This window comes from Paraburkholderia sp. OAS925 (assembly GCF_040543975.1).
GTDB lineage: Bacteria > Pseudomonadota > Gammaproteobacteria > Burkholderiales > Burkholderiaceae > Paraburkholderia > Paraburkholderia graminis.
Genome location: NZ_JBEUNO010000001.1, coordinates 4,167,648 through 4,193,219 on the forward strand (window position 1 = coordinate 4,167,648; position 25,572 = coordinate 4,193,219).

Annotated in this window: 19 protein-coding genes and 2 pseudogenes; 11 read left to right on the forward strand and 10 right to left on the reverse strand. The window is 64.3% G+C overall.

Annotated elements, in window-relative coordinates:
- The first annotated feature begins 379 nt into the window (after positions 1-379).
- The 5 genes from ABIE53_RS18375 to ABIE53_RS18395 all read left to right on the forward strand — a co-directional run bounded on the left by ABIE53_RS18375 (position 380) and on the right by ABIE53_RS18395 (position 5,185).
- Positions 380-2,131: an ABC transporter ATP-binding protein/permease gene (locus ABIE53_RS18375; RefSeq protein WP_114156515.1), complete on the forward strand. Its 1,752-nt coding sequence runs from the start codon at positions 380-382 to the stop codon at positions 2,129-2,131.
- Positions 2,128-2,928: an SDR family NAD(P)-dependent oxidoreductase gene (locus ABIE53_RS18380; RefSeq protein WP_114156516.1), complete on the forward strand. Its 801-nt coding sequence runs from the start codon at positions 2,128-2,130 to the stop codon at positions 2,926-2,928. The genes ABIE53_RS18375 and ABIE53_RS18380 overlap by 4 nt, the downstream gene beginning before the upstream one ends.
- 216 nt (positions 2,929-3,144) lie before the next feature.
- Positions 3,145-3,615, forward strand: a complete 471-nt coding sequence (locus ABIE53_RS18385) for a hypothetical protein (RefSeq protein WP_006052265.1) — start codon at positions 3,145-3,147, stop codon at positions 3,613-3,615.
- A gap of 94 nt (positions 3,616-3,709) precedes the next feature.
- Complete coding sequence (locus ABIE53_RS18390) at positions 3,710-4,351, forward strand: hypothetical protein (RefSeq protein WP_029971271.1); 642 nt, start codon at positions 3,710-3,712, stop codon at positions 4,349-4,351.
- Between the two features lie 90 nt (positions 4,352-4,441).
- Positions 4,442-5,185, forward strand: coding sequence for a response regulator (locus ABIE53_RS18395; RefSeq protein ID WP_053858810.1), 744 nt, complete (start codon positions 4,442-4,444; stop codon positions 5,183-5,185).
- Between the two features lie 20 nt (positions 5,186-5,205).
- On the opposite strand, the gene ABIE53_RS18400 is transcribed toward ABIE53_RS18395, so the two are convergent.
- Genes ABIE53_RS18400 through ABIE53_RS18415 form a run of 4 tightly spaced genes read right to left on the reverse strand, consistent with a single transcriptional unit; the run spans position 5,206 to position 7,072 of the window.
- Positions 5,206-5,874 carry a flagellar basal body L-ring protein FlgH gene (locus ABIE53_RS18400; RefSeq protein ID WP_114156517.1) on the reverse strand — a complete coding sequence of 223 codons (669 nt, stop codon included), beginning with the start codon at positions 5,872-5,874 and terminating at the stop codon, positions 5,206-5,208.
- Between the two features lie 52 nt (positions 5,875-5,926).
- Positions 5,927-6,646, reverse strand: coding sequence for a hypothetical protein (locus ABIE53_RS18405; protein ID WP_006052260.1), 720 nt, complete (start codon positions 6,644-6,646; stop codon positions 5,927-5,929).
- 3 nt (positions 6,647-6,649) lie between these two features.
- On the reverse strand, positions 6,650-6,817 hold the full coding sequence (locus tag ABIE53_RS18410) for a DUF6726 family protein (protein ID WP_321175810.1): 168 nt from the start codon (positions 6,815-6,817) through the stop codon (positions 6,650-6,652).
- Positions 6,818-6,862: 45 nt separating this feature from the next.
- Positions 6,863-7,072: a hypothetical protein gene (locus ABIE53_RS18415; RefSeq protein WP_006052258.1), complete on the reverse strand. Its 210-nt coding sequence runs from the start codon at positions 7,070-7,072 to the stop codon at positions 6,863-6,865.
- A gap of 463 nt (positions 7,073-7,535) precedes the next feature.
- Between ABIE53_RS18415 and ABIE53_RS18420 the strand changes: the two genes are divergently transcribed.
- Together ABIE53_RS18420 and ABIE53_RS18425 are read left to right on the forward strand one after the other, a co-directional pair.
- A complete protein-coding gene (locus ABIE53_RS18420; RefSeq protein WP_006052257.1) occupies positions 7,536-8,276 on the forward strand; it encodes a response regulator in 741 nt (246 codons plus the stop codon).
- Positions 8,273-9,620 (forward strand): annotated as a pseudogene (locus ABIE53_RS18425) (ATP-binding protein). Before ABIE53_RS18420 ends, ABIE53_RS18425 begins: the two are co-directional and overlap by 4 nt.
- Before the next feature lie 394 nt (positions 9,621-10,014).
- Here ABIE53_RS18425 and ABIE53_RS18430 read toward each other — a convergent pair.
- A complete protein-coding gene (locus ABIE53_RS18430; protein ID WP_114156518.1) occupies positions 10,015-10,899 on the reverse strand; it encodes a tyrosine-protein phosphatase in 885 nt (294 codons plus the stop codon).
- 417 nt (positions 10,900-11,316) lie between these two features.
- On the opposite strand from ABIE53_RS18430, the gene ABIE53_RS18435 reads away from it, so the two are divergent.
- A complete protein-coding gene (locus tag ABIE53_RS18435) occupies positions 11,317-12,576 on the forward strand; it encodes an MFS transporter (protein WP_006052254.1) in 1,260 nt (419 codons plus the stop codon).
- 68 nt (positions 12,577-12,644) lie between these two features.
- On the forward strand, positions 12,645-13,910 hold the full coding sequence (locus ABIE53_RS18440) for a D-amino acid dehydrogenase (protein ID WP_114156519.1): 1,266 nt from the start codon (positions 12,645-12,647) through the stop codon (positions 13,908-13,910).
- A 185-nt stretch (positions 13,911-14,095) separates the two neighbouring features.
- On the opposite strand, the gene ABIE53_RS18445 is transcribed toward ABIE53_RS18440, so the two are convergent.
- The 3 genes and pseudogenes from ABIE53_RS18445 to ABIE53_RS18455 form a co-directional block, all read right to left on the reverse strand.
- Entirely contained in the window at positions 14,096-15,565 is a 1,470-nt protein-coding gene (locus ABIE53_RS18445) for a glutamate synthase subunit beta (protein ID WP_006052252.1), read from the reverse strand.
- 159 nt (positions 15,566-15,724) lie between these two features.
- Positions 15,725-20,430, reverse strand: a pseudogene (locus ABIE53_RS18450) (glutamate synthase-related protein).
- 322 nt (positions 20,431-20,752) lie between these two features.
- The gene (locus ABIE53_RS18455) at positions 20,753-21,460 is read right to left on the reverse strand and encodes a transposase (protein ID WP_006052250.1); all 708 of its coding nucleotides are present in this window, start codon (positions 21,458-21,460) and stop codon (positions 20,753-20,755) included.
- A gap of 187 nt (positions 21,461-21,647) precedes the next feature.
- On the opposite strand from ABIE53_RS18455, the gene ABIE53_RS18460 reads away from it, so the two are divergent.
- Both ABIE53_RS18460 and ABIE53_RS18465 read left to right on the forward strand, forming a co-directional pair.
- Positions 21,648-22,373: an OmpW/AlkL family protein gene (locus tag ABIE53_RS18460; RefSeq protein ID WP_006052249.1), complete on the forward strand. Its 726-nt coding sequence runs from the start codon at positions 21,648-21,650 to the stop codon at positions 22,371-22,373.
- 384 nt (positions 22,374-22,757) lie between these two features.
- Positions 22,758-23,138, forward strand: a complete 381-nt coding sequence (locus ABIE53_RS18465; RefSeq protein ID WP_114156520.1) for an ElaB/YgaM/YqjD family protein — start codon at positions 22,758-22,760, stop codon at positions 23,136-23,138.
- Positions 23,139-23,216: 78 nt separating this feature from the next.
- On the opposite strand, the gene ABIE53_RS18470 is transcribed toward ABIE53_RS18465, so the two are convergent.
- Together ABIE53_RS18470 and aroB are read right to left on the reverse strand one after the other, a co-directional pair.
- A complete protein-coding gene (locus tag ABIE53_RS18470) occupies positions 23,217-24,422 on the reverse strand; it encodes a deoxyguanosinetriphosphate triphosphohydrolase (protein ID WP_029971264.1) in 1,206 nt (401 codons plus the stop codon).
- 68 nt (positions 24,423-24,490) lie between these two features.
- Positions 24,491-25,567 (reverse strand): 3-dehydroquinate synthase, encoded by a 1,077-nt coding sequence (aroB, locus tag ABIE53_RS18475; RefSeq protein WP_167450656.1) that lies wholly within the window; start codon positions 25,565-25,567, stop codon positions 24,491-24,493.
- Positions 25,568-25,572: the final 5 nt, after the last annotated feature.

The following is a 25,572-nucleotide window of genomic DNA, read 5'->3' on the forward strand; positions in this document are numbered from 1 at the left end:
GAGCGGCGCATCGCGGCGCACGCGGCTTGATCCGGCACCACCTTTTGCGCCTTACGCTTTAGCCGGATGAGCGGCCCAGCGCTCTGGCACAATGCCACGAGAGATGACGCGGAAAACGCGGCATCGCGCGAACGGTCGGCGGTTATGTCGCGGCGGTGCTCGCGCAGAGGCGGCAGCAATGACTGCCGGCTTCGCGCCGGCGCCGCGAATTAATTTTCGCTTAAGGGCTTCGCGCCAGAATCGGCAGTCGCCGCGGCGCCCGGCCGTCAGCCGCCGTGACCGCGCAGATATGCACAGACAAGACACGACAGATACGAAGACCCGCGAGGGGTCGGCCCGCGTGGACCGGCCCGAATCGAACAGCACTCCCAGGACGCTCATGACAACGAATACTTCTGTCAGCCCCGCGCTGCCGCCCGACGAGAAAGTCTCCGCATGGAGCCTCATCAAGCCTTACTGGGTGTCGGAAGAAAAAAAGACGGCGTGGGGGATGCTCATCGCGATCATTGCGATGAACCTCGCGGTGGTATGGATCAACGTCCGCCTGAACCGCTGGAGCGCCGACTTCTATAACGCGCTGCAAACCAAGAACGTACGCGACTTCCCGCATCTGCTGATGATCTTTTCCGGGCTCGCGTTCGGCTACATCATCCTCGCGGTGTACGGACGCTATATGCGCCAGATGCTCGGCTTTCGCTGGCGTCAGTGGCTGACCACGCGCTATCTGAACGAGTGGCTGCACGACAGCGCGTTTTACCGGATCGAGCGCGACCGCCTCGCCGACAACCCAGACCAGCGGATCAGCGACGACCTGCAGTCGTTCGCCACGACCACGCTGTCGCTCACGCTCGATCTGCTGTCCACGGTCGTCACGCTCGTCTCGTTTATCACGATCCTGTGGGCGCTGGCCGGCGCGCTGACCATCACGCTCGGCGGCGTGCCGCTGCAGATTCCCGGCTACATGGTGTGGGCAGCCGCGCTGTACGCAGTGGTCGGCTCGCTCGTGATCCAGAAAGTCGGTCATCCGCTCGTGCCGATCAACTATCAAGCGCAGAAAGTCGAGGCCGATTTCCGTTTCGGCCTGATCCGTCTGCGCGAGAACGCCGAGCAGATCGCGTTCTACAACGGCATGGACACGGAGAAGACGAACGCCCATTCGCTGTTCGGCCGCATCCGCGATAACTGGTGGCAGGTCATGAAGTACACGAAGCGGCTCACCTTCGTGCTGAGCTTCTACGGTCAGATCGCGATCATCTTTCCGCTCGTCGTCGCCGCGCCGCGTTATTTCGCGGGCGCCTTCACGTTCGGTGTGCTGATGCAAATCTCCAGCGCATTCAACACGGTCAGCGATTCGTTCTCGTGGTTCATCAACAGTTACTCGACGCTGGTCGAATGGCGCGCCACGGTCAACCGTCTGCGCGAATTCAAGCGGGTCGTGCATGCGCCGCGTCTGAAGGAATCCGTCTCGCCGGCCACCGCGCACGGCGGCATCAACCTGCATTTCGTCGACGCCGACAAGCTCTCCACCGACGGCCTCCAGCTCGCGCTTCCGAACGGCAGCCCGCTCTCGCGCATCCGCGACATCGTGATTCATCCGGGCTCGCGCTGGCTCGTGCGCGGGCCGTCCGGCTCGGGCAAGAGCACGCTGATGCGCGCGCTCGCCGGCTTGTGGCCGTTCGGCGATGGTGCGATCGATGCGCCCGTCAACGCCCGCATGATGTTCATTCCGCAAGTGAGCTACATGCCGATCGGCACGCTGAAGGCGGCGCTCGCGTATCCGTCGGCGGCCGACACGTATACGGACGACGAATGCCGCGAGGCGCTCGTCGTCTGCCACTTGTCGCAATACGCGGACCGTTTGCAGGAATCCGCGCACTGGACGCGCGTGCTCTCGCCGGGCGAGCAACAGCGCCTCGCCGCCGCGCGCGTGCTGCTGCACAAGCCCGACTATCTGTTTCTCGACGAAGCGACGAGCGCGCTCGATGCCGAGAACGAAGCGCGTCTTTATCGCCTCTTCACCGAGCGGCTGCCGAAGGCGGCCATCGTCAGCGTCGCGCATCGCGAATCGCTGGCGGCGTTCCATGACGAAACGCTCGAAGTCGAGCGCGCCGGCGAAGCGGTCGCGGCATGAACCCGGAGAGCGCCGCAGCGAGCGAAGCCAGTGCGGGCTTTGATCGCGTCGTGCTGATCACCGGCGCGGGTTCCGGCATCGGCGCGGCGCTGGCCCGGCGGATCGCCGCGCCGCGCACCGCGCTGATGCTGCACGCACGCGGCGCCGAGCGCGAGTCGCGCGAGCGTCTCACGCAGGTTGCCGCCGATTGCAGCGCGAACGGCGCGGCCTGCGCAACGGTGACGGGCGATCTCGCCGAGCGCGGCGCCGCGGAACATGTGGTGCATCAAACGCTCGCGAACTTCGGCGCACTCGATCAACTGGTCGCGAACGCAGGGCATGCGCAGCGCCAGACGCTCCAGACGCTCGATTCCGATGTGCTCGGCGCCGCATTCGCCGCGATGCCCGCCGCCTTCGCGGCGCTCGTGAAGCGCGCGACGCCTGCGTTGGAAACCTCGAAGCGCGGCCGCGTGATCGCGCTGAGTTCGTTCGTCGCGCATCGTTATCGCGCGGATACGCCGTTTGCCGCGACCGCCGCGGCCAAGGCGGCGCTCGAGTCGCTCGCGAAAACCGCAGCCGCCGAACTCGCGCCGCATGGCGTGACCGTGAATTGCGTCGCGCCCGGCTATACGCGCAAGGACCGCGGACCGAGCGCCGATAACGCCGCCGTGTGGACGCGTGCCGCGGAATCGACACCGCTCGGCCACATCGCCGAGCCCGCCGACATTGCCGCGCTGATCGCCTTCCTGCTTTCCGACGAAGCGCGTCACATCACCGGCCAGGTGATTCACGTCGACGGCGGACTGACGCTCGGCTGATTCACACCGCCGCGCGCCGTTCGCCAACGCACTCGCACCCGTACTCACATTCGCGCGAGCCGCGGCAAGATCCCGAAACACGCGAGAACACCTCGAAAGCATTTGCGAAGCGGGCAAGCTTTTCAGCCCTTTGAAACGAGCCCGAAACAGCGACGATAGTCGTGCGCGCCGTCCCCTGCGGCCCGCACGCCATCCACTGCTAACGGACTCTCGCTCATGTCATTCGATCGCCGCTCTTATCCTTCGATTCACCGGCTCGGCCTTGCTCTCTCCGCGGCCGTGCTGCTCGGAAGTGCCGCTCATCTTGCTCATGCCGCGCAAACCACGCCGCCGAACGAACCCGCCGACGTGTGCCCCGCGCTCAGGCACATCGTCGAAGCATCCGACTACAAGCAATTGCACACGCAACCGGCCGCGCAACTGCCGGGCGTCGCGAGCGCCGAAGACTGCCGCGCCAACGCGCACGCGTACGACTGCCACTGGCGCGCGCACTGGCAAGCCGACGGTGTCGTCAACGATCCGCTCGAGGAAATCGGCGCCGACATCGCCGCGTGCTTTCCGAACGTCGTGCATGACGTGAACACGCCGACGCGCCAGCATTTCATCGTGACGACCGCCGAGCGGCGCGTGAATGTCACTGCGAGCGTGCAAGGGCAAAACGAGTTGCGGCTGCGCGTCGCGCGCTGAATGCAGACACGTCGAGGACGATGCGCGTTCCGCCGCATTTCGCTTCGCTCAGCCGATCCGCATGGCTTGCCTTTCTCGCATTTGGCTCCGCTTGATGACCTTCCTGACCACCACACGCGCTAACGCTTTGACGCGAGCCCCTCGCGCGGCCTGGGTCAGGTTGCGGCGGCCGAGCGCGCGGTTCGTCGCCTGTACGACGCTGACGGTCGGACTGAACGGCTGCGCGTGGACGCTGATCCAGGCAGCCGACGCCACCGGCTCCGTGATCCAGGCCGGCTACGCCATCGCCGCGAACTATTCGTCGCCGACCTTCGTGAGCGGCCGTCCCGCGGATGTGCGGCATGTTTGCATCGAGGTGAACACTGCTGTGTCGGTCGGCGATTTCGTGCCGGCGCTGCAACTCGCGCTCGATCGCCGCGGCATTCGTTCGGATGTCTACAATCCCGGCACCTCGCCCGCCGGCTGCGAGGCGCGCCTCGTCTATAACGCGGCGATCGACTACGGCCGCCGCTCGTTCAGCGACGACGCGATCCAGTATCTGTCGGTCATCGATTTGACGCTCGTGCAGAGTGGCCGCATTCTCGTCACCGCGCGCTACCAGACGGGCGGCCTGAACAGCGACCGCTTCTCGTCGGCGTCGACCAAACTCAATGGATTGATCGACAAGATGGTGATCGACCGGACCGATTTCGGCCGCGAAACACGGCAGACGATTCAGACCTCGCAGGTCAACTAGCCGCATGCCGGTTGCTTTCTCTTACGCGAGAAAGGATTGGAAAGCGTTAGCCGCTTTGCTGCGCGCGCGCGGATCACTAAGATGACCTGAATGAACCAATCCATTCTGGTCGTCGACGACGACCCCGTCGTACGTGAGCTCGTCAGCCAGTATCTCGAAGGGCGCGGCTTCAAGGTTGCCACGCTCGAACATGGCATGGCGCTGCAGCGCAAGCTTCAGGACGAGCGTCCCGCGCTGGTCGTGCTCGACATCATGATGCCCGAGCTCGACGGCATCAGTGCGCTGCGCGCGCTGCGCGTGGCGGGCGACGATATCCCCGTGATTCTGCTGACCGCACGCGCCGATCCGATCGACCGTGTGATCGGTCTCGAACTCGGCGCGGACGATTATCTCGGCAAGCCGTTCGAACCGAGCGAACTCGTCGCGCGGATTCGCACGGTGCTGCGCCGGCGCGGCTCGATTGCGCCGAGCGCGCCCGAACAACGCGCGCCGTATCGCTTCGGCCGCTTCGAGGTGAATTTCCCGGCGCGCGAATTGCGCCGCGACGGCGAACGCATCACGCTGCGCTCAAGCGAATTCGCGATGCTGAAAGTGTTCGTCACTCACGCGATGACCGTGCTCACGCGCGCGCAACTGCTCGAAAAACTGCACGGCAATAGCGAGACGCATCGCAACCGCAGTCTGGATGTGTCGATCTGGCGTTTGCGTCGGCTGATCGAGGTCGATCCGTCCGAGCCGCGCTATGTGCAAACGGTGTGGGGACGCGGCTATGTGTTCGTGCCGGACGGCGAGATCGGCGCGGCCGAGCGCGGAGCGGGCGCGGCTGCGCAGTGAGCGCGTTCGTTGACGACGCCTCAGAAAGTCAGCACGCTCAAAAACATTCTCTGCAGCCAGCCCATCGTCGTCGCGTCGGAGATCATGCCGGCGCCGGCCTGCTCGATGCGCGCATTCGCGACCTTACTCGACGCGACATAGTTGCCTGTTTCGATATCCTTAGGATTCACCACGCCTGACAGCCGCAAGCGGTCGCGGTTGCCGCCCATCGAAATCACCTTTTCGCCCGACACGACCAGGTTGCCGGTCGGCATCGTGCCGATCACGGTCACGGCGAGCGTGCCGGTCATCGCGCTCGCGTCGGTGAGACTGCCTTGTCCTTTGAATTCGGTGCTGGCCGAGCCGATGTTGAAGAGCCTCGCGAGCCGCGCGGCGGCGCCCGTCGATTTATCGGCGGCATCGGCGGTGATGCTGCTCGCCCGGCTCGCGGCCGCCGTCGAACTGTTGTTCCCGCTATACGACTCGGACAGACGGATCGTCAGCACGTCGCCGATGTGTTGCGCGCGCGGCGTCTCGTACAGCACCATCAGCGTGCCCGCCTGATAGATCGCGCCCTGCGTGTTGACGTTCAGCGGCGCGGACACGAGCGGCGGCGCCATCGGTGTTTCGACAATCGACCTCTGTCCGCTCGCGCAAGCGGACACACATGCCGCCGCGCATAGCGCGACGGAAAAACGTAGCGTAGGCATCGGGTTTACTCCCTCGCTGAATGGTGCTGATCCGCGCATCGGCGCCGCTGCATCAACCGGCTTCTGCATCGCTCGCCTGCCACTGCCGCACGACGGACTTCACCCACGCGTCCGACCCCTTCAGCAGATAAGTGAGCGTGCCGTTGCGCGTGCCCGGCAGGAAACACAACGTGATCGAACTGACCGCGTTTTCCCACACGTAGACCGGCAGCGCGCCCGGCGACGACACGTTCCGCGTCGCATGACGCGGCGGGCCGTAGCGGTCCGCGAGCGCGTCGCGCAGATCTTCGGCGGTGACTTCGTCGATCACGAAGGAAATCTCGTAGAGCCGCAGCGCGCTTTGCCCTTCCATGCGCGCGAAACGCAGCACATGCTCGGCCGCCGGCGCACCGTCGACGACCGCTTGCGACAGCGCCCAACCGTTATCGTCGCGATGCGCCCAGCGGCACGCGACGGTCAGACTCTCGTGCGACTTCAGCCGCATGCCGAGCGCGCCCGCCTGCACGTCCGTCTCGCAGACCGGCACGCTGCCGACCGGCGTCGCACGCACTTTCGAACCGGCGCGGAATTCATCGAGCGTGATGCCGAGCGCAATGCCGCGGAATGCGAATGGCGTGTCCTGCGCGCGTCGGCGGGCGTCGGCGAATGCGTCCTTCGATGCCGGCGCCGAAGCTGCGGCGCCCGCATCGCGCGCCGCCGGCTGCGCCGGCACGGTCAGCGAGAATGTGCCGCACAGCAGCGCCAGCGCGCAGGCAATCCGTTGTGGTCTCATGTTTCAATCGATCGCGGATGAGCAGATGTCGAACGGCGTGGCCGCCGCATGGCCGACGACCGGGATGATCTTCAGCGTCGCCGAGGTCAGCCGGCAAGGCAGCGCGGCAACGGCGCAGCCGTCGAGCGGCAACAGCGCCGCGCCGAGCGCGAGCCACGCAGCGGCGCGCACGACGCGCCCGGAAATTATTGATGTCGACACGCGCGCCTCGGTACGTCAGGCGGTCGTGTTGACGTGATGGCCGACGAGGCCCGCGGGCACCGACGGCTGCGGCTGCGGCTGAGTCGCCGAGCCCTTGGCTTGCGCGTTGCCGCTGCCGCTCCCGCTTGTCGCTGCGGAACTGCCGTTGGACGCCGGCTTTTCCGTCGCCTTGGTGGGCGCAATCGAAGAAAAATGGGTGGAATTGAGGTTGCTGGGAACAGTCATGATGAGCCTCGCATGGCGCTGGTTGGGCTGGGTTTGGCAAGATGTCGGTCGCGCACCGCGTGCGCCGGATGAGAGCCTGAAGCTCTGCCGGCGTGCGGCGCGACGTATCGCAGGACGAATCATCTCGCCGCCCACGCCTCGCCGATGCACGAAGAAAAGCGCGCTTTTCGACGGTGCTTACGACGCGTTGCGAGTGCTTTCCGGCACTTGCCGTTGTGCGCAAACTGTTTCGAGAAATACCGCGTGCGCACATCGAATGCGAGGCCCGCACGCGCGCCCGCGTTGCCAGAAGCGGCAGTGCTGAAATATGCTGTGAACCTTGGTTGACGGGCCTTACGCTCGCGTGTGCGAACATTGCGCCCAATTGCGCCAGAATCGCGCCGAAAAACTCGCACCGCATCGGGTAAGCATTGGTAAGAAAACAGTCGGCCGCGCGTCGCGCGCGCCGGTCTAGAATTTCGCCATGAATCCACAGGTCCTTATCGTCGACGACGATCCGGTCGTACGCGATCTGCTTTGCAAGTTCTTGCAGTCGAACGGCTTTGACGCGTCGGTGCTGCATGACGGCACCCATCTCCAGCGCCGGCTCGAGCGCGAACGGCCGTCGGTCGTCGTGCTCGACATCATGATGCCGAACACCGACGGCCTGCGCGCGCTCACCGCGCTGCGCGCCGCCGGCGACGACATTCCGGTGATCTTCGTGACGGCGCGCGGCACGGTGGCCGACCGCATCGTCGGGCTATCGCTCGGCGCGGACGACTATCTGACCAAGCCCTTCGATCCGCGCGAACTGCTCGCGCGCATCCACACGGTGCTGCGGCGCCGCGGGCCGTCGACCACGAGCGCGCCGGAAGCCCGCAAGCCGTACAGGTTCGGCCCGTTCGAACTGGACTTCGCCACACGCTCGCTGTCGCGCGCCGATACGAAGCTGCCGTTGCGCGACAGTGAGTTCGCGCTACTGAAGATCTTCGTCAACAACCCGTACAAGGTGTTATCGCGTGTGCTGATTCACGACCTCGTGCACCGCGACAACCTCGCCTTCCGCGATCGCAGCCTCGACGTGCCGATCTGGCGACTGCGGCGCGTGATCGAGGACGATCCGTCCAATCCGTGCTACGTGCAAACCGTGCGCGGCAAGGGCTACGTTTTCGTACCCGACGCCGACGGCACACCGTTCTCCGACGAGGCCGCCTCGAACGCATGAGAAACCCGCTGAACACGCTGTTCGGCAGAATGGCGTTGCTTTCGACGGCGGTGCTGTTGGCGATTCAGGCCGGCTGGTTCGTGCTGGTGGTGATGCAGCCGCCGCGCCATGAGATCGACGGCTTTGCGCGCGGCGTCGTGCTGGCGCTGCAGGCCATCAACGGCGAGCCGATCAAGGGCGCCGCGCTCGCGCCGGCCATGCGCGTGCATCTGGTTCCGACCTGGAACATGCCGCCGAGCGTCCATCTGCGCGAACCCACCGAGCACCTGGTTGTTCAGTTGACGCAGCATCTGCGTGAGACGCTTCCGCCAGGCACCCAGATTGCCGTCGACGATCTGCGTCCGCCGCAACTGTGGGTGCTGTTTCCGGGCAAGTCGAACTGGGTCGTGCTGCCGGTCGATCTGCCGCCGCCGCCGCGCTTTCTGATCGAAGCCATTTCGATGCTGGCCGCCGCGTTGATCCTGTCGCTGTTCGCGGTGTGGCAGATGCAGCGTCCGCTGTCGCGCGTCGCCGACGCCGCGCGCGTCTTCGGTTCGGGCGGGCCGACCGGAACCGGTGACCGTGCAAGGCCCGCGCGAACTGCGCGAGCTGATTGGCTCGTTCAACGACATGATGCGGCGCCTGAACGAGGCCGGCGACGACCAGGCGGTCATGCTCGCCGGCGTCGCGCACGACCTGAAAGCGCCGCTCACGCGCCTGAAGCTGCGCGCGAGCGTGCTGGTCGCGGAAAGCGAGCGTGCCGGGCTGATTCGCGATGTCGATTCGCTGACTAACATCGTCCAGCAGTTTCTGGAGTTCGCCGGTCAATCCGCCGATGCCGGTCCGCCGGTTCAGGTCGACGAATTCTTGCGCGAGCAGTTTTCGGATAGTGATGGTGTGGGTGACAGTGTGATTGACAGCGCCGTCGATGGCTCGGGCTCGCAGGACGCGGGCGGCGAAGCCCGGCTGTTCGCGCTGGATCTGCGTGCCGGCCCGTCGTTCACGTTGCCGCGCACGCTGCTCGATCGGCTGGCGACCAACCTCGTCGATAACGCACTCGAACATGGCGCGCCGCCCGTCGATATCCGCACCGCGCGCAGCGACGGACATTGGGTCATCAGCGTGCGGGATCATGGCGCGGGCATTCCCGACGACCGCATTGCCGCCGCGATGAAACCGTTCGTGAGGCTCGACGCCGCGCGCGGCGGCGAAGGCCATTGCGGTCTCGGTCTCGCGATCGTCGCACGGCTCGCGCACGATCGCGGCGGACGTTGCCACGTGCGCAATCACGCCGAGGGTGGGCTGGAAGTGTGTATTGAGTTGCCGGTGGGGGTGGTGGCGGTGCCTGCGTCGACATCGACATGACAGGTGGGCTCGTGGTAGCGGTAGCGGTCGTGATCGCACTGCGCGGCGCGGCGCAAGGCGCGCGCTTACGCTGCCTTACCGCATCGGCTAACGCATGACCGCGGGCCTTATAGTTGGCCCCGGCAACCTCGATGCCGCCCTTCTCAGTCCGCCCGCGTATCCGGGGCGGATTTTTTTTGACTGCGTGTTTGGCCTGCGTGTTTGGCCTGCGTGTTCGGCCTGCGTGTTCGGCCTGCGTGTTCGGCCTGCCTGTTCGGCCTGCGTGTTCGGCCTGCGTGTTTGACCTGCGTGTTCGGCCGGCGCGTTCGGCCCGCGCGTTTGGCGCGCATCTTCAGCCGCTGTTTTCAGCTAGCCCGCTCGGCCCACGCGCCTAACCCGCTCCCTCGCCGCCACATCAAACAACCAGCCGGCTCCGCAAGCTCTCGATAGCCGCCTCCGATACGCCAAGCCCGTCAGTCAGATAGCGCGTCATCGTGCCGTAGCTCGTCTGCACCTGATCGAAGCCAGCCTGCAGAAAACTTTCCTGCACGCCAAGCAACGGTTCCTGAATCGCGGCGAGCGCGTCGCCGTCCTGCGCGCGCAATGTTTCCTTCAGCGACCTGATGGCCTGCGCGCGGTAGACATTGCTCAGCAGATAGTCCTGCATGATCACGTCGAGCGGCACATTCGCAATGCTCTGCAGCAGCGCCGCGACCCAGCCGGCGCGATCCTTACCCGCGTTGGAATGAAAGAGCTGCGGGCCCGTGCCGTCCGCGAGCTGGCGCAGCAGCGCGCCGAAGTTCGCCCGCTGCGCCGCGCCGGTCACATAGTCGCGCGCCTGCGACTCCATGAACGCGGTCGCGCCAGCGGCTGAATCGAAAGGCGGCGGCGTGAAGTCGCGCACACCGAGCACATCGAGCGTTTGCGAAACCGCGCCGTGCGGCAGCATGTCGGCGGTGCGCTCGACTTCGCCCGGCGTGCGCAAATCGTAGACGCTCGCAATGCCGAGCCGCTCCATTTCCGTCTGATCGGCCACGCTCAGCGTCAGCACATTCGCGCGGAAAAAGAGGCCGCGCCGCATCTTCTTGCCGTCGACGGTCGGATAGCCGGCCGCAGCGCCCGCGACATCGCGGAAATTGTCCACCGATGCAAGCCGCGGCGTGTCGCTCTGCTCGTCGCCGAGGCCGCCGCCGCATGCGGAAAGCAGCGAGCTGCCCACGCCGGACACCAGCAGCACGCTGGCGGAGCGCTTCAGGAACGTCCGTCGCGACGCGCATGCCGCCAGCGAGTGCGCGGGCATGGCCGGGGGAACAAGGTGGCGGCGAGTTGCCGGACAGGTTTTCGCGGTGGCGGGCATTAGGCGATCTGATGTGTCATGCGCGAGGTGAGTAAAAAAAGTGCAGCCTGAGCGCTGCGGGCGCAGTTTAACGTTTCCAATATTTTTTTGGTTACGACGTATTAGTTCGTAAGCAACGGTCAGCTTGGTCTTTGCCCGTGCCGCGCGCGCTTCCGATATGCCCGCTGCAATCACGCGCGAAAAAGCGCTTCTTAAGCCATTCTCCCAGGCATTTCGTCTCCTGTCGGCTGCTTACTCCCTGCTTACCGTCTGCTGCCAATTTTGACCACAAGTGACCGCACGACGCCTCGCCCCGTAGAATACAAAGACCTCCCCTCGAGCCGCACGCACACAAGAAAAGCCCAGGAGAACACAACAAACATGCCTTCTCTCCAATGGTTCACCGAATTGACGCAGCGGGAACGCCGCACGCTCTACGCGGGTTTCGGCGGCTACGCGGTCGACGCGTTCGACTTCATGATCTACTCGTTCCTGATTCCAACGCTGATCGCGACGTGGGGCATGAGCAAAAGCGAAGCGGGCATGATCGCGACGAGTTCGCTGATTTCATCGGCGCTCGGCGGATGGCTCGCCGGCATTCTGGCCGACCGCTACGGCCGCATCCGCGTGCTGCAATGGACCATCGCGACTTTCGCGCTGTTCACGTTTCTGTCCGGCTTCACGCATTCGTTCTGGCAACTGCTCGCGACACGCACGCTGCAAGGCATCGGCTTCGGCGGTGAATGGTCAGTGGTCACAATCATGATGGCCGAGACGATACGCTCGCCGCAGCATCGAGCGAAAGCCGTCGGGACCGTTCAGAGCAGCTGGTCGTTCGGCTGGGCGGCCGCGGCCATCGTCTATTGGGCGTTCTTTGCGTTGCTGCCGGAGCAAGTCGCGTGGCGCGCCTGTTTCTGGATCGGCCTCCTGCCCGCGGCGTGGATCATCTACATTCGCCGCAACGTGAGCGACCCGGACATTTATCTCGAGACGCGCCGTGCGCGCGACAGCGGCCTGGAGACCGCGCATTTCCTGCAGATTTTCTCGCTGCCTCATCTGCGCACGACGCTGCTCGGCAGCGCGTTATGCACCGGCATGCTCGGCGGCTATTACGCGATTACGACGTGGCTGCCGACCTATCTGAAGACCGTGCGCCATCTGTCGGTGTTCAACACGAGCGGCTATCTGATCGTGCTGATTGTCGGCTCGTTCACCGGTTATATCGTCGGCGCGATTCTGTGCGACAAGATCGGCCGGCGCGCGTCGTTCATCCTGTTCGCGATCGGCTCGTTCGTGCTCGGCATGATCTACACGATGCTGCCGATCACCGACGGCATGATGCTCGCGCTCGGCTTTCCGCTCGGCATCGTCGTGCAAGGGATTTTCGCCGGCGTGGGCGCGTATCTGTCGGAGCTGTATCCGAACGCGATTCGCGGATCGGGCCAGGGCTTCTGCTACAACCTGGGGCGCGGCTTCGGCTCGTTCTTTCCGATTCTCGTCGGTACGCTTTCGCAGGGCATGTCGCTCGTGAAGGCAATGGGGATTGTCGCCGGTTCGGGTTATCTGCTCGTGATCGTCGCCGCTTTGTGCCTGCCTGAGACGAAGGGCAAGGTGCTCGGCGCGGCGCATCCTGCTGCATGACATGGCGGCCTGAGTTGCGACCTGAGATCGCGACCCGACGTTGCCGCTGATTTGCCTGATAACAGCACATGAAAACGATTGTTCTCGGAGGCGGCGTGATCGGCGTCGCCACCGCCTTCTACCTGCGCCAGCAAGGCTGCGAGGTGACGCTGATCGAACGCGAGCCGGACGTCGCGCTCGCCACGAGCTTCGGCAACGCGGGCGTGATCGCGCCCGGCTATGTGACGCCGTGGGCCGCGCCCGGCATGCCGGCCAAGATTCTCAAGTACCTGTTCAAGCCCGCTTCGCCACTGATTTTCCGGCCGACGCTGGACCCGGCTCAATGGCGCTGGATCGCGCGCTGGCTGCGCGAATGCGAGCTCGAGCGCTTTCGCGTCAACAAGCAGCGGATGCAGCGCATCGCTTACTACAGCCGCGAGTGTCTGCGCGAATTCCGCAGCCGTCATCCGTTCGATTACGGCCGCAGCCAGGGCTATCTGCAGCTCTTTCGCAGCGAGTACGACGTCGAACTCGCACAGCCGGCGCTCGCGGTGCTGCGCGACGCGGGCATCGCTTATCGGGAAGTGAGCGCCGCGCAATGCGTCGACATCGAGCCGGGCCTGCGCTGGGCACGCGCGACGCCGGTGTCCGGCGTCCATCTTCCCGACGACGAAGCCGGCGACTGCGCCCGCTTCACGCGTGAACTGCGCGCCATCTGCGAACGTCATGGCGTGCGCTTTCGCTTCGACACGCGCGTGACATCGCTCGACGTGGAAGGCGGCGTCGTGCGCGCGGTGCGTGTCGAAAGCGAGCGCGGCGCGGAGACGGTGCCGGCCGACGGCGTGGTCGTGGCATTGGGCGTCGACAGTGCGGCGTTGCTCGCGCCGCTTGGCGTGAAGGTGCCGCTCTATCCGGTGAAAGGCTATTCGGCGACGCTGCCTGTGATCGACGACGAAAAGGCCCCGCGCGCCGCGCTCATGGACGAATCGCTGAAGACGGCGATCACGCGTTTCGGCGATAACCTGCGGGTGGCCGGCACGGCGGAACTCGGCAACCGCGACGCGACGCTGCGCGAGCAGGCGTTGCAGACGCTGATGAAAGTGCTGGCCGACTGGTTTCCGCACGCCGCGGCGCCGACGTCCGCGCATTTCTGGGTCGGCCGCCGCCCGATGACGCCCGACGGCGCACCGTTGCTCGGACCTTCGGGCATCGGCAACCTGTGGCTCAACCTCGGCCACGGCTCGACGGGCTGGGCGATGTCGATGGGCTCGGCGCGTGTGGTTGCGGATCTGATCACGCAGCGCGAACCGGAGATCGATCTGGACGGGCTGACGTTGGCGCGTTATCGGAAGTAGCTAGTCTCTGCGCAATTTAAGGCACTAAGGCACGCAGAAACCGCACGTTAAAAAGCCGGGTCACCTTCTCAGGTGCCCGGCTTTGTTCTCACTGCTCTCGGCGGTGCCGCCCGCTTAACACGAGGCAAGCACCGTCGTCGTCTCCACCTCTTCCTGCAAACCCTGGCTGGCGGCGAGACAGACGTTTAACGCGGCAGTTCCGAATGACCCATCAGGAACGCATCGACCGAACGCGCGCACTGACGACCTTCGCGGATCGCCCACACCACGAGCGACTGGCCGCGACGCATGTCGCCCGCCGTGAACACCTTGTCCACCGACGTGTAATACGCCTTGTCGCCCTCAGTGGAAGCACGCACGTTGCCGCGCGCATCCTTGTCGACGCCGAACGCCTCGAGCACCGGCGACACCGGCTGCGTGAAGCCCATCGCGAGCAGCACGAGGTCGGCCTTCATTTCGAACTCCGAACCCGGCACTTCGACCATCTTGCCGTCCTTCCATTCGACGCGTGCCGCGATCAGCTTTTCGACCTTGCCGTTCTTGCCTTCGAGGCGCTTCGTGGCGACCGCCCAATCGCGCGAGCAGCCTTCGTCATGCGACGACGACGTGCGCAGCTTGATCGGCCAGTACGGCCACACGAGCGGCTTGTTCTCTTCTTCCGGCGGTTGCGGCAGCAGTTCGAATTGCGTGACGCTCTTCGCGCCATGACGATTCGACGTGCCCACGCAGTCCGAGCCCGTATCGCCGCCGCCGATCACGACCACATGCTTGCCCTTCGCGAGCAACTGGTTCGCGACCTTGTCGCCGGCGTTGACCTTGTTCTGCTGCGGCAGGAATTCCATTGCATAGTGAATGCCTTCCAGCTCGCGTCCTGGCACCGGCAGATCGCGCGGCGTTTCCGAACCGCCGGCGATCACGACCGCGTCGAAGTCTTCCTTCAACTGCTCGGGCGTGATGGTTTCCTTCGCCGTGTTGCCGATGTACGGCGGCAGCGAGTCCGCCTTGCCGACGAACACGTTGGCGCGGAACGTCACGCCTTCCGCTTCCATCTGGCGCATGCGGCGGTCGATCAGCCACTTCTCCAGCTTGAAGTCGGGAATGCCGTAACGCAGCAGGCCGCCGATGCGGTCGTTCTTCTCGAACACGGTGACCTCGTGGCCCGCGCGCGCGAGTTGCTGCGCGACGGCCAGGCCAGCAGGGCCCGAACCGACCACGGCGACCTTCTTGCCGGTCTTGTGCTTCGGCGGCTGCGGCGCGACCCAGCCTTCGGCCCACGCTTTGTCGATGATCGCGTGTTCGAGCGACTTGATGCCGACCGGGTCGTCGTTGATGCCGAGCGTGCACGCTGCTTCGCACGGCGCCGGGCAGATGCGGCCCGTGAATTCCGGGAAGTTGTTCGTGGAGTGCAGCACTTCAATCGCGGTCTTCCAGTCCTGATGGAACACCAGGTCGTTGAAGTCCGGAATGATGTTGTTCACCGGGCAGCCGTTGTTGCAAAACGGGATGCCACAGTCCATGCAACGTGCGCCTTGAATCTTCGCTTCGTCGTCGGTGAGTGCCGCGACGAATTCCTTGTAGTGCTTCACACGCGTGAGCGGAGCTTCGTACGCCTCGTGGCGGCGCTCGAACTCGAGAAAACCGGTTGCCTTGCCCATGTGGTTCTCTTCTCTATCTGTATCTAGGGGTAATCTGGACCCGCCGCGCATCGGATTGTCGAGCGGCGGCGGGTACGGCTAAAGGTGACGTCTACTGTGCGGGAGCGGTCGGCGCTTAGTCAGCGCTTAGTCAGCGTTCAGTCAGTGCTCAATCCGCGCTCAGGCGGCGAGCACTTCCTTGTTCGCTTTCTTCGCTGCCATTTCGCCGAGCGCGCGCTTGTATTCGGTCGGGAACACCTTCACGAATTGACGGCGCGACGCGTCCCAGTTTTCGAGCAGCGCCTTTGCACGCGGCGAGCCCGTGAACTGGAAGTGACGCTCGACGAGACCCTTCAGCAGCGCTTCGTCGGTGGTGCCGGCGTGCCACAGGCCGCGGTCGACCGTGCGTTCCTGTTCGGCCTGCTGCAGAACCGGATCGAGCGCAACCATCGACTTGTTGCACTTGCCCGCGAACGTGTTGTCCGGGTCGTACACATAAGCGATGCCGCCCGACATGCCCGCTGCAAAGTTGCGCCCGGTTTCGCCGAGCACGACCACCGTGCCGCCCGTCATGTATTCGCAGCCGTGGTCGCCCGTGCCTTCGACAACCGCCGTCGCGCCCGAGTTACGCACGCAGAAACGTTCGCCCGCCACGCCGCGGAAGAAGGCTTCGCCTTCGATCGCGCCGTACATCACCGTGTTGCCGCAGATGATGTTCTCTTCCGACTTGCCGCGGAAATCGTTCGTGGGACGAATGATGATCCGCCCGCCCTGACAAACCCTTGCCGACGTAGTCGTTGCCGTCGCCGACGAGATCCAGCGTGATGCCCTTCGCGAGGAACGCGCCGAAGCTCTGGCCCGCCGTGCCCTTCAACTGGATGTGGATTGTGTCGTCGGGCAAGCCGTCGTGGCCGTACTTCTTCGCGATCGTGCCGGACAGCATCGCGCCGACCGTACGATTGACGTTGCGCACCGGCTGGATGAACGACACATGCTCGCCCTTCTCGATGGCCGCCTTCGCCTTCTCGATCAGCGTGTGATCGAGCGCGCGATCGAGACCGTGATCCTGCTGTTCCACGTGCTTGCGCGCGACTTCGGCCGGCACTTGCGGCTGGTAGAACACGCGCGAGAAGTCGAGACCCTTCGCCTTCCAGTGCTCGACGCCCTTCTTCATGTCGAGCAATTCGGCGTGGCCGATCAGATCGTCGAACTTGCGGATGCCCAGTTGCGCCATGAGTTCGCGTGCTTCTTCAGCGACGAAGAAGAAGAAGTTCACGACGTGTTCCGGCTGGCCCTTGAACTTCGCACGCAGCACCGGATCTTGCGTCGCTACGCCGACCGGGCACGTGTTCAGATGGCACTTGCGCATCATGATGCAGCCTTCGACGACGAGCGGCGCCGTCGCAAAGCCGAATTCGTCGGCGCCGAGCAGCGCACCGATCACGACGTCGCGGCCGGTCTTCATCTGACCGTCGGCCTGCACGCGGATACGGCCGCGCAACTGGTTGAGCACCAGCGTCTGCTGCGTTTCGGCGAGACCGAGTTCCCACGGCGTGCCGGCGTGCTTGATCGACGACAGCGGCGACGCGCCCGTGCCGCCGTCGTGGCCCGCGATCACGACGTGATCGGCCTTCGCCTTGGCAACGCCCGCGGCAACCGTGCCGACGCCCGACTCCGACACGAGCTTCACCGAGACGCTCGCCGCCGGGTTCGCGTTCTTCAGATCGTGAATGAGCTGCGCCAGATCTTCGATCGAATAGATGTCGTGGTGCGGCGGCGGCGAAATCAGGCCGACGCCCGGCACCGAATAACGCAGCTTGCCGATGTAGTCGGACACCTTGTGGCCCGGCAACTGGCCGCCTTCGCCCGGCTTCGCGCCCTGCGCCATCTTGATCTGGATCTGATCGGCGGACGCGAGGTATTCCGCCGTCACGCCGAAGCGGCCCGATGCGACCTGCTTGATCTTCGAGCGCAGCGAATCGCCGTCCTTCAACGGAATGTCGACGATCACTTCGTCGCCGATGACGGACTTCATCGTGTCGCCGTTCTTGATCGGGATGCCGCGCAGTTCGTTGCGATAGCGGTTTTCGTCCTCGCCGCCTTCGCCCGTGTTCGACTTGCCGCCGATGCGGTTCATCGCGACCGCCAGCGTGGCGTGCGCTTCGGTGCTGATCGAGCCGAGCGACATGGCGCCGGTCGCGAAACGCTTGACGATTTCCTTCGCCGGTTCGACTTCGTCGAGCGGAATTGCCTTGGCCGGATCGAGCTTGAATTCGAACAGGCCGCGGAACGTCATGTGACGCTTGGTCTGATCGTTGATCAGATGCGCGTATTCCTTGTACGTCTGATACGAGTTGCTGCGCGCCGAGTGTTGCAGCTTGGCGATCGCATCCGGCGTCCACATGTGTTCTTCGCCGCGCACGCGATACGCGTACTCGCCGCCCGCGTCGAGCATGCTCGCGAGAACCGGGTTGTCGCCGAACGCATCGCGATGCAGACGGATCGCTTCTTCGGCGACGTCGAACAAACCGATGCCGCCGACCTTCGACGACGTGCCCTTGAAGTACTTCTGCACGAGGTCTTCAGCGAGGCCGACTGCTTCGAAAATCTGCGCGCCGGTGTACGACATGTAGGTCGAAATGCCCATCTTGGACATGACCTTCTGCAAGCCCTTGCCGACCGCCTTCGTGAAGTTGTAGATCGCCTTCTCCGCCGACAGGTCGCCCTTCAGGCCGGCCGCGAGCTGCGCGAGCGTTTCCATCGCGAGGTACGGATGCACGGCTTCCGCGCCATAGCCCGCGAGCAGCGCGAAGTGATGCGTCTCACGCGCCGATCCGGTTTCGACGACCAGACCGGTGCTCGTGCGCAAACCTTGCTGCACGAGATGCGTGTGAATAGCGGCCGTGGCCAGCAGCGCCGGGATCGCGACGTTGTCGCGGTCGGTCTTGCGGTCCGACACGATCAGCATGTTGTAGCCGGACTTGACGGCGTCGACGGCTTCCGCGCACAGCGACGCGAGACGCGCCTCGATGCCTTCCTTGCCCCACGCAACCGGATAGCAGATGTTCAGTTCGTACGAGCTGAACTTGCCGCCCGTGTACTGATCGATCGCGCGGATCTTGGCGATGTCCTTGAAGTCGAGCACGGGCTGCGACACTTCGAGACGCATCGGGGGGTTGATGTTGTTCGTGTCGAGCAGGTTCGGCTTCGGACCGACGAACGACACGAGCGACATCACCATGTTTTCGCGGATCGGGTCGATCGGCGGGTTCGTGACTTGCGCGAACAGCTGCTTGAAGTAGTGATAGAGCGTCTTGTTCTTGTTGGACATGACCGCGAGCGGCGAGTCGTTGCCCATCGAACCGACGGCTTCTTCACCGGCTTGCGCCATCGGCGCCATCAGGAACTTGAGGTCTTCCTGCGTGTAGCCGAACGCCTGCTGACGATCCAGCAACGCGGCGGCTTCGCGGCGTTCCGTCGCGACGTCTTCGGCCTTCGGCTCGATCTCGTCGAGCTTGATGCGCACGGCGTCGATCCAGCTCTTGTACGGCTTCGCGTTGGCGAGGTTGTCCTTCAGTTCCTTGTCGTCGATGATGCGGCCGTGTTCCATGTCGATCAGGAACATCTTGCCCGGCTGCAAACGCCACTTCTTGACGATCTTCGACTCGGGGATAGGCAGCGTGCCCGCTTCGGACGCCATGATGACGAGGTCGTCGTCCGTGACGATGTAGCGCGCCGGGCGCAGGCCGTTACGATCGAGCGTCGCGCCGATCTGGCGGCCGTCGGTGAAGGCGATTGCAGCGGGGCCGTCCCACGGCTCCATCATCGCGGCGTGGTATTCGTAGAACGCGCGGCGGTTGTCGTCCATCAGCGTGTGCTGTTCCCAGGCTTCCGGGATCATCATCATCATGGCGTGGACGAGCGGATAGCCGGCCATCACGAGCAGTTCGAGGCAGTTGTCGAACGATGCCGTGTCCGATTGGCCCGGATAGATGAGCGGCCACAGCTTCGGCAGATCGTCGCCGAGCACGTGCGACGCGATCGCGCCGGTACGCGCGTTCAGCCAGTTGACGTTGCCCTTCACCGTGTTGATTTCGCCGTTGTGGGCGATCATCCGGTACGGGTGAGCCAGTTCCCACGCCGGGAACGTGTTGGTCGAGAAGCGCTGATGCACGAGCGCGAGCGCCGACACCGTGCGCTCGTCCTGCAGGTCGCGGTAGTACACGCCGACCTGACCCGCGAGCAGCAGCCCCTTGTAGACCACCGTGCGCGCCCGACATGGACGGCACGAAGTATTCCTTGCCGTGCTTGAGCTTGAGCGCCTGGATGCGGTGGCTCGCGGTCTTGCGGATCACATACAGCTTCCGCTCGAGCGCGTCGGTCACCATGATGTCCTTGCCGCGGCCGATGAAGATCTGGCGGATCAGCGGCTCGCTCGCCTTCACAGTGGGCGAGATCGGCATGGTGTGATCGACCGGCACGTCGCGCCAGCCGAGCACGACCTGACCTTCGGCCTTGACCGTGCGCTCCAGTTCCTGCTCGCAGGCGAGACGCGATGCGTGTTCCTTCGGCAGGAACACCATGCCGACGCCGTATTCGCCGAACGGCGGCAAGGTCACGCCTTGCCGTGCCATTTCCTCGCGATAGAAACCGTCCGGAATCTGGATCAGAATGCCCGCGCCGTCGCCCATGAGCGGATCGGCGCCGACAGCGCCGCGGTGGTCGAGATTCTCCAGAATCTTCAGGCCCTGCTCGATGATCTCGTGACTTTTCTTGCCCTTGATATGAGCGACGAAGCCGACGCCGCAGGCGTCATGTTCGTTTTGCGGGTCGTACAACCCTTGCGCGGCGGGAACCGGGTGAACCGGTTGCTGGTGATCGTTCATGGGGACACCGTCTGTGAGGGGCCGGACAGGCCGTTAAACCGTTTTTTCTATTGCCGCACGTGCACACCCGCAACGGCGAAGGCGCTTCTGAGGCTGCATCCTGCACATATCAAAAACGCCGGAATTCGGAATATACGCGACGAATCAACGGAATAGCAAATAAAACGTTGCGTTCGATCCCCAATTATCAATTTGGTGCATTGCGGCTCGCTTTTATTGGTGCCATATCGAAAATGGGCAAAATAAAACGGCATGTCCGAATGCCGTTCAAAACCTAAACCGTTGATTCTGATTGCCTATCGAGCGTGGGCGCTCGCTGCGTTTATTGCGTCTGCGGCGTCTCGCGAACCTTGCGCGGCCGTCCGCGCGGCAACGGAGACACGCGCCGGTTCGCCGCGCGCGCCGCCCATTCGCGATACGTGTCGCTGCCGAGCACCCAGCCCTTTAAGGTGGCCTGCTGAAGCTGGCTTGCCTCGCGTTCGTCGAGTGGCTGTTCGCAGAGCTCGCGGTACGCGCGTTGCCGCTCGAATGGCGTATTGCCGAGCGACCAGTAAAGCGGATGGTCGGTGATCAGGCTGTCGAGCGTGAGACCGATGTGATGCCGGTAGCTCGACCACCGGTAGTCTTCCGGCGCGCTCACGAGCTGCATGCGCACCGGACACATTTCGACGACGCGGCTCGCCAGCAGAAAGTACCGCTCGCCCTCGATCACCGTGGCGCGATAACGCCCTTCCCACAGCGTGCCGCGCCGCGCGTAGCGACGGTTGAAGTGCGCCACATAGCGGCGCCCCACCGCCTGCATCGCCTTGGGCAGACTCGACTCCTCGGTCGGCGTGACGAGCAGTTGAACCGCGCCCGGCATCAACGCATAAGCGTGGATCGACAGGTGATGGTCGCGGGAAGCCGCTTTCAAACAGTCGATGAACAATTCATAGTCCTGGTCGTCGACGAACGCAGGCTGCTGATCGAGTCCGCGGAGGATGACGTGCTGCGGCTGGTCAGGAACATAAAGACGTGCAAGCCGTGCCATGCTGAAGTATCCGATAGTCGCGTTGGTACATACCCGAAGGTCCGAAGAGCCGCATGCGCCGGAGATTCGGCGCGGCGCGGCCAGGCCAGAAAGCGCGCGTGGCTTAGGGAGAAAACTCTAACCGCCGCGTATGGTTAGTTTCAAACGTTGTGTTCATAATGAGCGGGCCTTTTTTGGAGGAGCACATATGAAATTAAAACAGGCCGTAGTGGGGACCGCGATGCTAGCCGGCATGACAACGGCAGCATACGCACAATCGGCCGGTAGCTTTACCGTCACAACAGGCTGGTTCCATCTTGCGCCTCAATCGAGCAGCAAGCCCCTGAAAGTGACGAGCATCGGCGGCAGTCCGACCAACATCACCGAACCGAACACCGGAGCAACGCTGAGTTCGGCCGACACCATCGGCCTGGCTCTTGGCTACTTCATCACCGACCATATCGCGACCGAATTCGTGGTTGGCTATCCGCCTTCGTTCGACCTGAACGGCAGCGGCAGCCTCGAACAATTCGGCAAGATCGGGCAGGCAAAACAGTGGAGCCCGACGCTGCTGTTCAAGTACTACTTCAACGCCCCCACTGCTACGTTCCGTCCGTATCTCGGTATCGGCGTGAGCCGTATCTGGTTCACCGACGAGAAGATCACCAACGGCGCATTTCAGGCAAACGTCCTGCATGGTCCGACCAGCGTCACTACGGATAGTTCGTGGGAGCCGGTGTTTAATCTGGGTTTCACTTACGCGTTCAACGAGCACTGGTTCGCAGGCGCTTCGGTGTCGTACCTGCCGCTCAGCACGACGGCCAAACTGAACACGCAGGCGAAGACGCCGGTCGGCACGCTCAATGTGCAATCGGAAACCAAGATCAAGCTGAACCCGATCGTTACGTACGTCAATATCGGTTACCGCTTTTAACACTCGCTTTTTGCAGTCGCTCCGAACGCCCGCTTCGCACAGCGTTCAACGCGCGGGCATCGAACTATGCCGTGCGATTAGGGTAGTCGAATTTCCGGGGCTTGAACAACGCCGTCATTCATCCAATGGCGGCGTTTTTTATTTTGTGCGCGCGGCGAGCCACCGCGCCGGCTTTACCGATGCCGCGCGTCCCGTTGCCGCTGCGTTTGTAAATTTGACCCGTCGCGAAGGCAATATGTGCTGAGGAAATTCGGCGCGCGCCGCCGTGGGCGGAGCATTCGGCTGTGGCACCGAAGTTGCGTTCTGCTGGTGTTTCCTGCGTTGCGATCAGGTTTAACGCAACCGTGAACGTGGGCCTTTTTCACCCTCATCGACGGAGCGACCATGACAGCACTTCCGAATACGCGAGACGCCCTCGGCGAATCCTGGACCAGCACGAGCCGCCGCGCGCGACGCATTGCGCGACACAGCCGCCACGCGGCCGAAGACATTGCAGGCGAACTGCGCACGCTGATGTCCGAGCTGGAGTCCACCCTGGCGGACGGCACGCAGGCCGACGCCGTCGCACTGCGCGGCAAATTGCGCAAGCAGCTCGACAACGCGCGCGCCCGTTTAAGCGACACGCGCGAAGCCGTGCGCGAACGCGCGAACGTCGCGCTAGCCGATGCCGACGACTACGTGCATGAGAATCCGTGGCAGACGCTGGCGATTGTCGGCGGCCTCGCGTTGATCGTAGGCGCGCTGTTTGCCTCGCGGGTGCGCTGACAGGCGCGGCTACTGCGAGCGCGCGCTTGCCAGGCGCGCGGCCACTGCGGCACGCTACGGCGTCGCCGTCGTGGCCGCTCAGTTGTCGTCGATGACGAACAGGCGCTGATACTCCTTCAGCGCATAGCGGTCCGTCATGCCCGCGATGTAATGCGCGATCAGGCGCGGTTGCAGCGCGGCGTCGGTCGACTGATAGCCGGGCGGCAGGAGCCGCGGATCGTCGGTGAACGCGTCGAACAGACCGACGACGACGCGGCGCGCCTTGTTGGCCATCCGCATCACGCGGTAATGGCGGTACAGGTTCTTGAACAGAAAGCGCTTGAGCGCCGCCGCCTGGGCCGCGATCGGCTCGCTATGCGCGACGAGCGCCGGCGCCGCGCGCACGGCGTCGAGCGAATCGGGCGCATGATGCGCAAGGTTCAGCTTGGTCGTGTCGATAAGATCGACGATCAGCGTATTGATGATGCGCCGCACCGTCTCGTGAATCAGCCTGCGGCCTTCGATCTGCGGGAAATCGCGCCGCGCCGCTTCGAAGTGCGTTTGCCAAAGCTCGACTTCGGCGAGTTGCTCGACGGTGAGCAAACCCGAGCGCAGACCGTCGTCGACATCGTGATTGTTGTAGGCGATTTCATCGGCGACATTCGCGATCTGCGCTTCGATGGACGGCTGACGCCCTTCGAGAAACCGCTCGCCTAAAGCGCCGAGCCGCCGCGCATTCTCACGTGAGCAATGCTTGAGAATGCCTTCGCGCGTTTCGAAACACAGGTTCAGGCCGTTGTACGCGCCATAGTGCTCCTCGAGATCGTCCACCACTGCGAGGCTTTGCAGATTGTGCTCGAAGCCGCCGTGCTCGCGCATGCACTCGTTCAGCGCGTCCTGGCCGGCATGACCGAACGGCGTGTGGCCGAGATCGTGGGCAAGAGAAATGGCTTCGACGAGGTCTTCGTTCACGCGCAGGTTACGCGCCACGGAGCGCGCGATCTGCGCGACTTCCAGACTATGCGTGAGACGCGTGCGGAACAGGTCGCCCTCATGGTTCACGAACACCTGCGTCTTGTATTCGAGGCGGCGGAACGCCGTCGAATGAACGATGCGGTCGCGGTCGCGCTGGAACTCGGTGCGCGCGCTCGGCGGGGCTTCCGGATAGCGGCGCCCGCGCGAATGCGCCGAGTGCGCGGCATATGGCGCGAGATGCGCTTCGAGCGCTTCCTGCGTGAGCGCGCCGAGCGCGGCCGCGGCTGCGGCGGGTTGCTGCTTTACATCGTCGCTGCGCCTGTCTGTCACCGGCTTCTCCGAAACATGGGCGGCGCCGCTCGACGCCGTGCGCGGCGCCTTGCTGGAATGTCCGCGTATCAGACGGCGGCGGCCAGCGTGGCGTGCACCTCGGCGTCGGGTGCCTGAGTGATGAGCGTCTCACCGAAACGCTTCAGCAGAATGAACTTGATCGCGCCGGCTTCCGCCTTCTTGTCGACCTGCATCAGTTCGATGTAGCGCGATTCGCCGAGCGCGGGCGCGCGGGTCGGCAAATGCGCGGCGACGATCACGTCGACGAGCCGCTTGCGCGACGCTTCGTCCAGATAGCCGAGACGCACGGACAGATCCGCCGCCATCACCATTCCGCAGCCGACGGCCTCCCCGTGCAGCCACTCGCCGTAGCCAAGGCCCGCTTCGATCGCGTGACCGAACGTGTGGCCGAAGTTGAGAATGGCGCGCAGCCCGCCTTCGCGTTCGTCCTGCGCGACCACCGACGCCTTGATCTCGCATGAGCGCTTGACCGCCTCCGCGAGCGCCGCGGGTTCGCAGCGATTGAGCGCCTCGACGTTGGCCTCGATCCAGCGGAAAAAGCCGGCGTCGGCAATCGCGCCGGTCTTGATGACCTCGGCGATGCCCGCCGCCAGTTCGCGCGCGGGCAGCGTGCGCAATGCGCCGATGTCGGCGATCACCGCTCGCGGCTGATAAAACGCGCCGATCATGTTCTTGCCGAGCGGATGATTGATGCCCGTCTTGCCGCCCACCGACGAATCCACCTGCGAGAGCAGCGTGGTCGGCACCTGGATGAACGGCACGCCGCGCATATAGCAGGCCGCCGCAAAACCCGTCATATCGCCGATCACGCCGCCGCCCAACGCGATCAGCGTCGTCTTGCGGTCGGCGCGCGAGCCGAGCAGCGCGTCGAAAATCAGGTTCAGCGTTTCGAGATTCTTGTACGCCTCGCCGTCGGGCAACACGACCGTGGACACCTGCTTGCCGAGCGGCGCAAGCGCCGCGCGCAGCGTGTCGCCATAGAGCGGATCGACGGTGGTGTTGGTGACGATCGTGACCGAATTGCCCGCAATGTGCGGCGCGAACAGCGCAGTCTGGCCGATCAGGTCGGCACCGATATGGATGGGGTAGGCGCGTTCGCCCAGTTCGACGTTGACGGTAATCATACGGC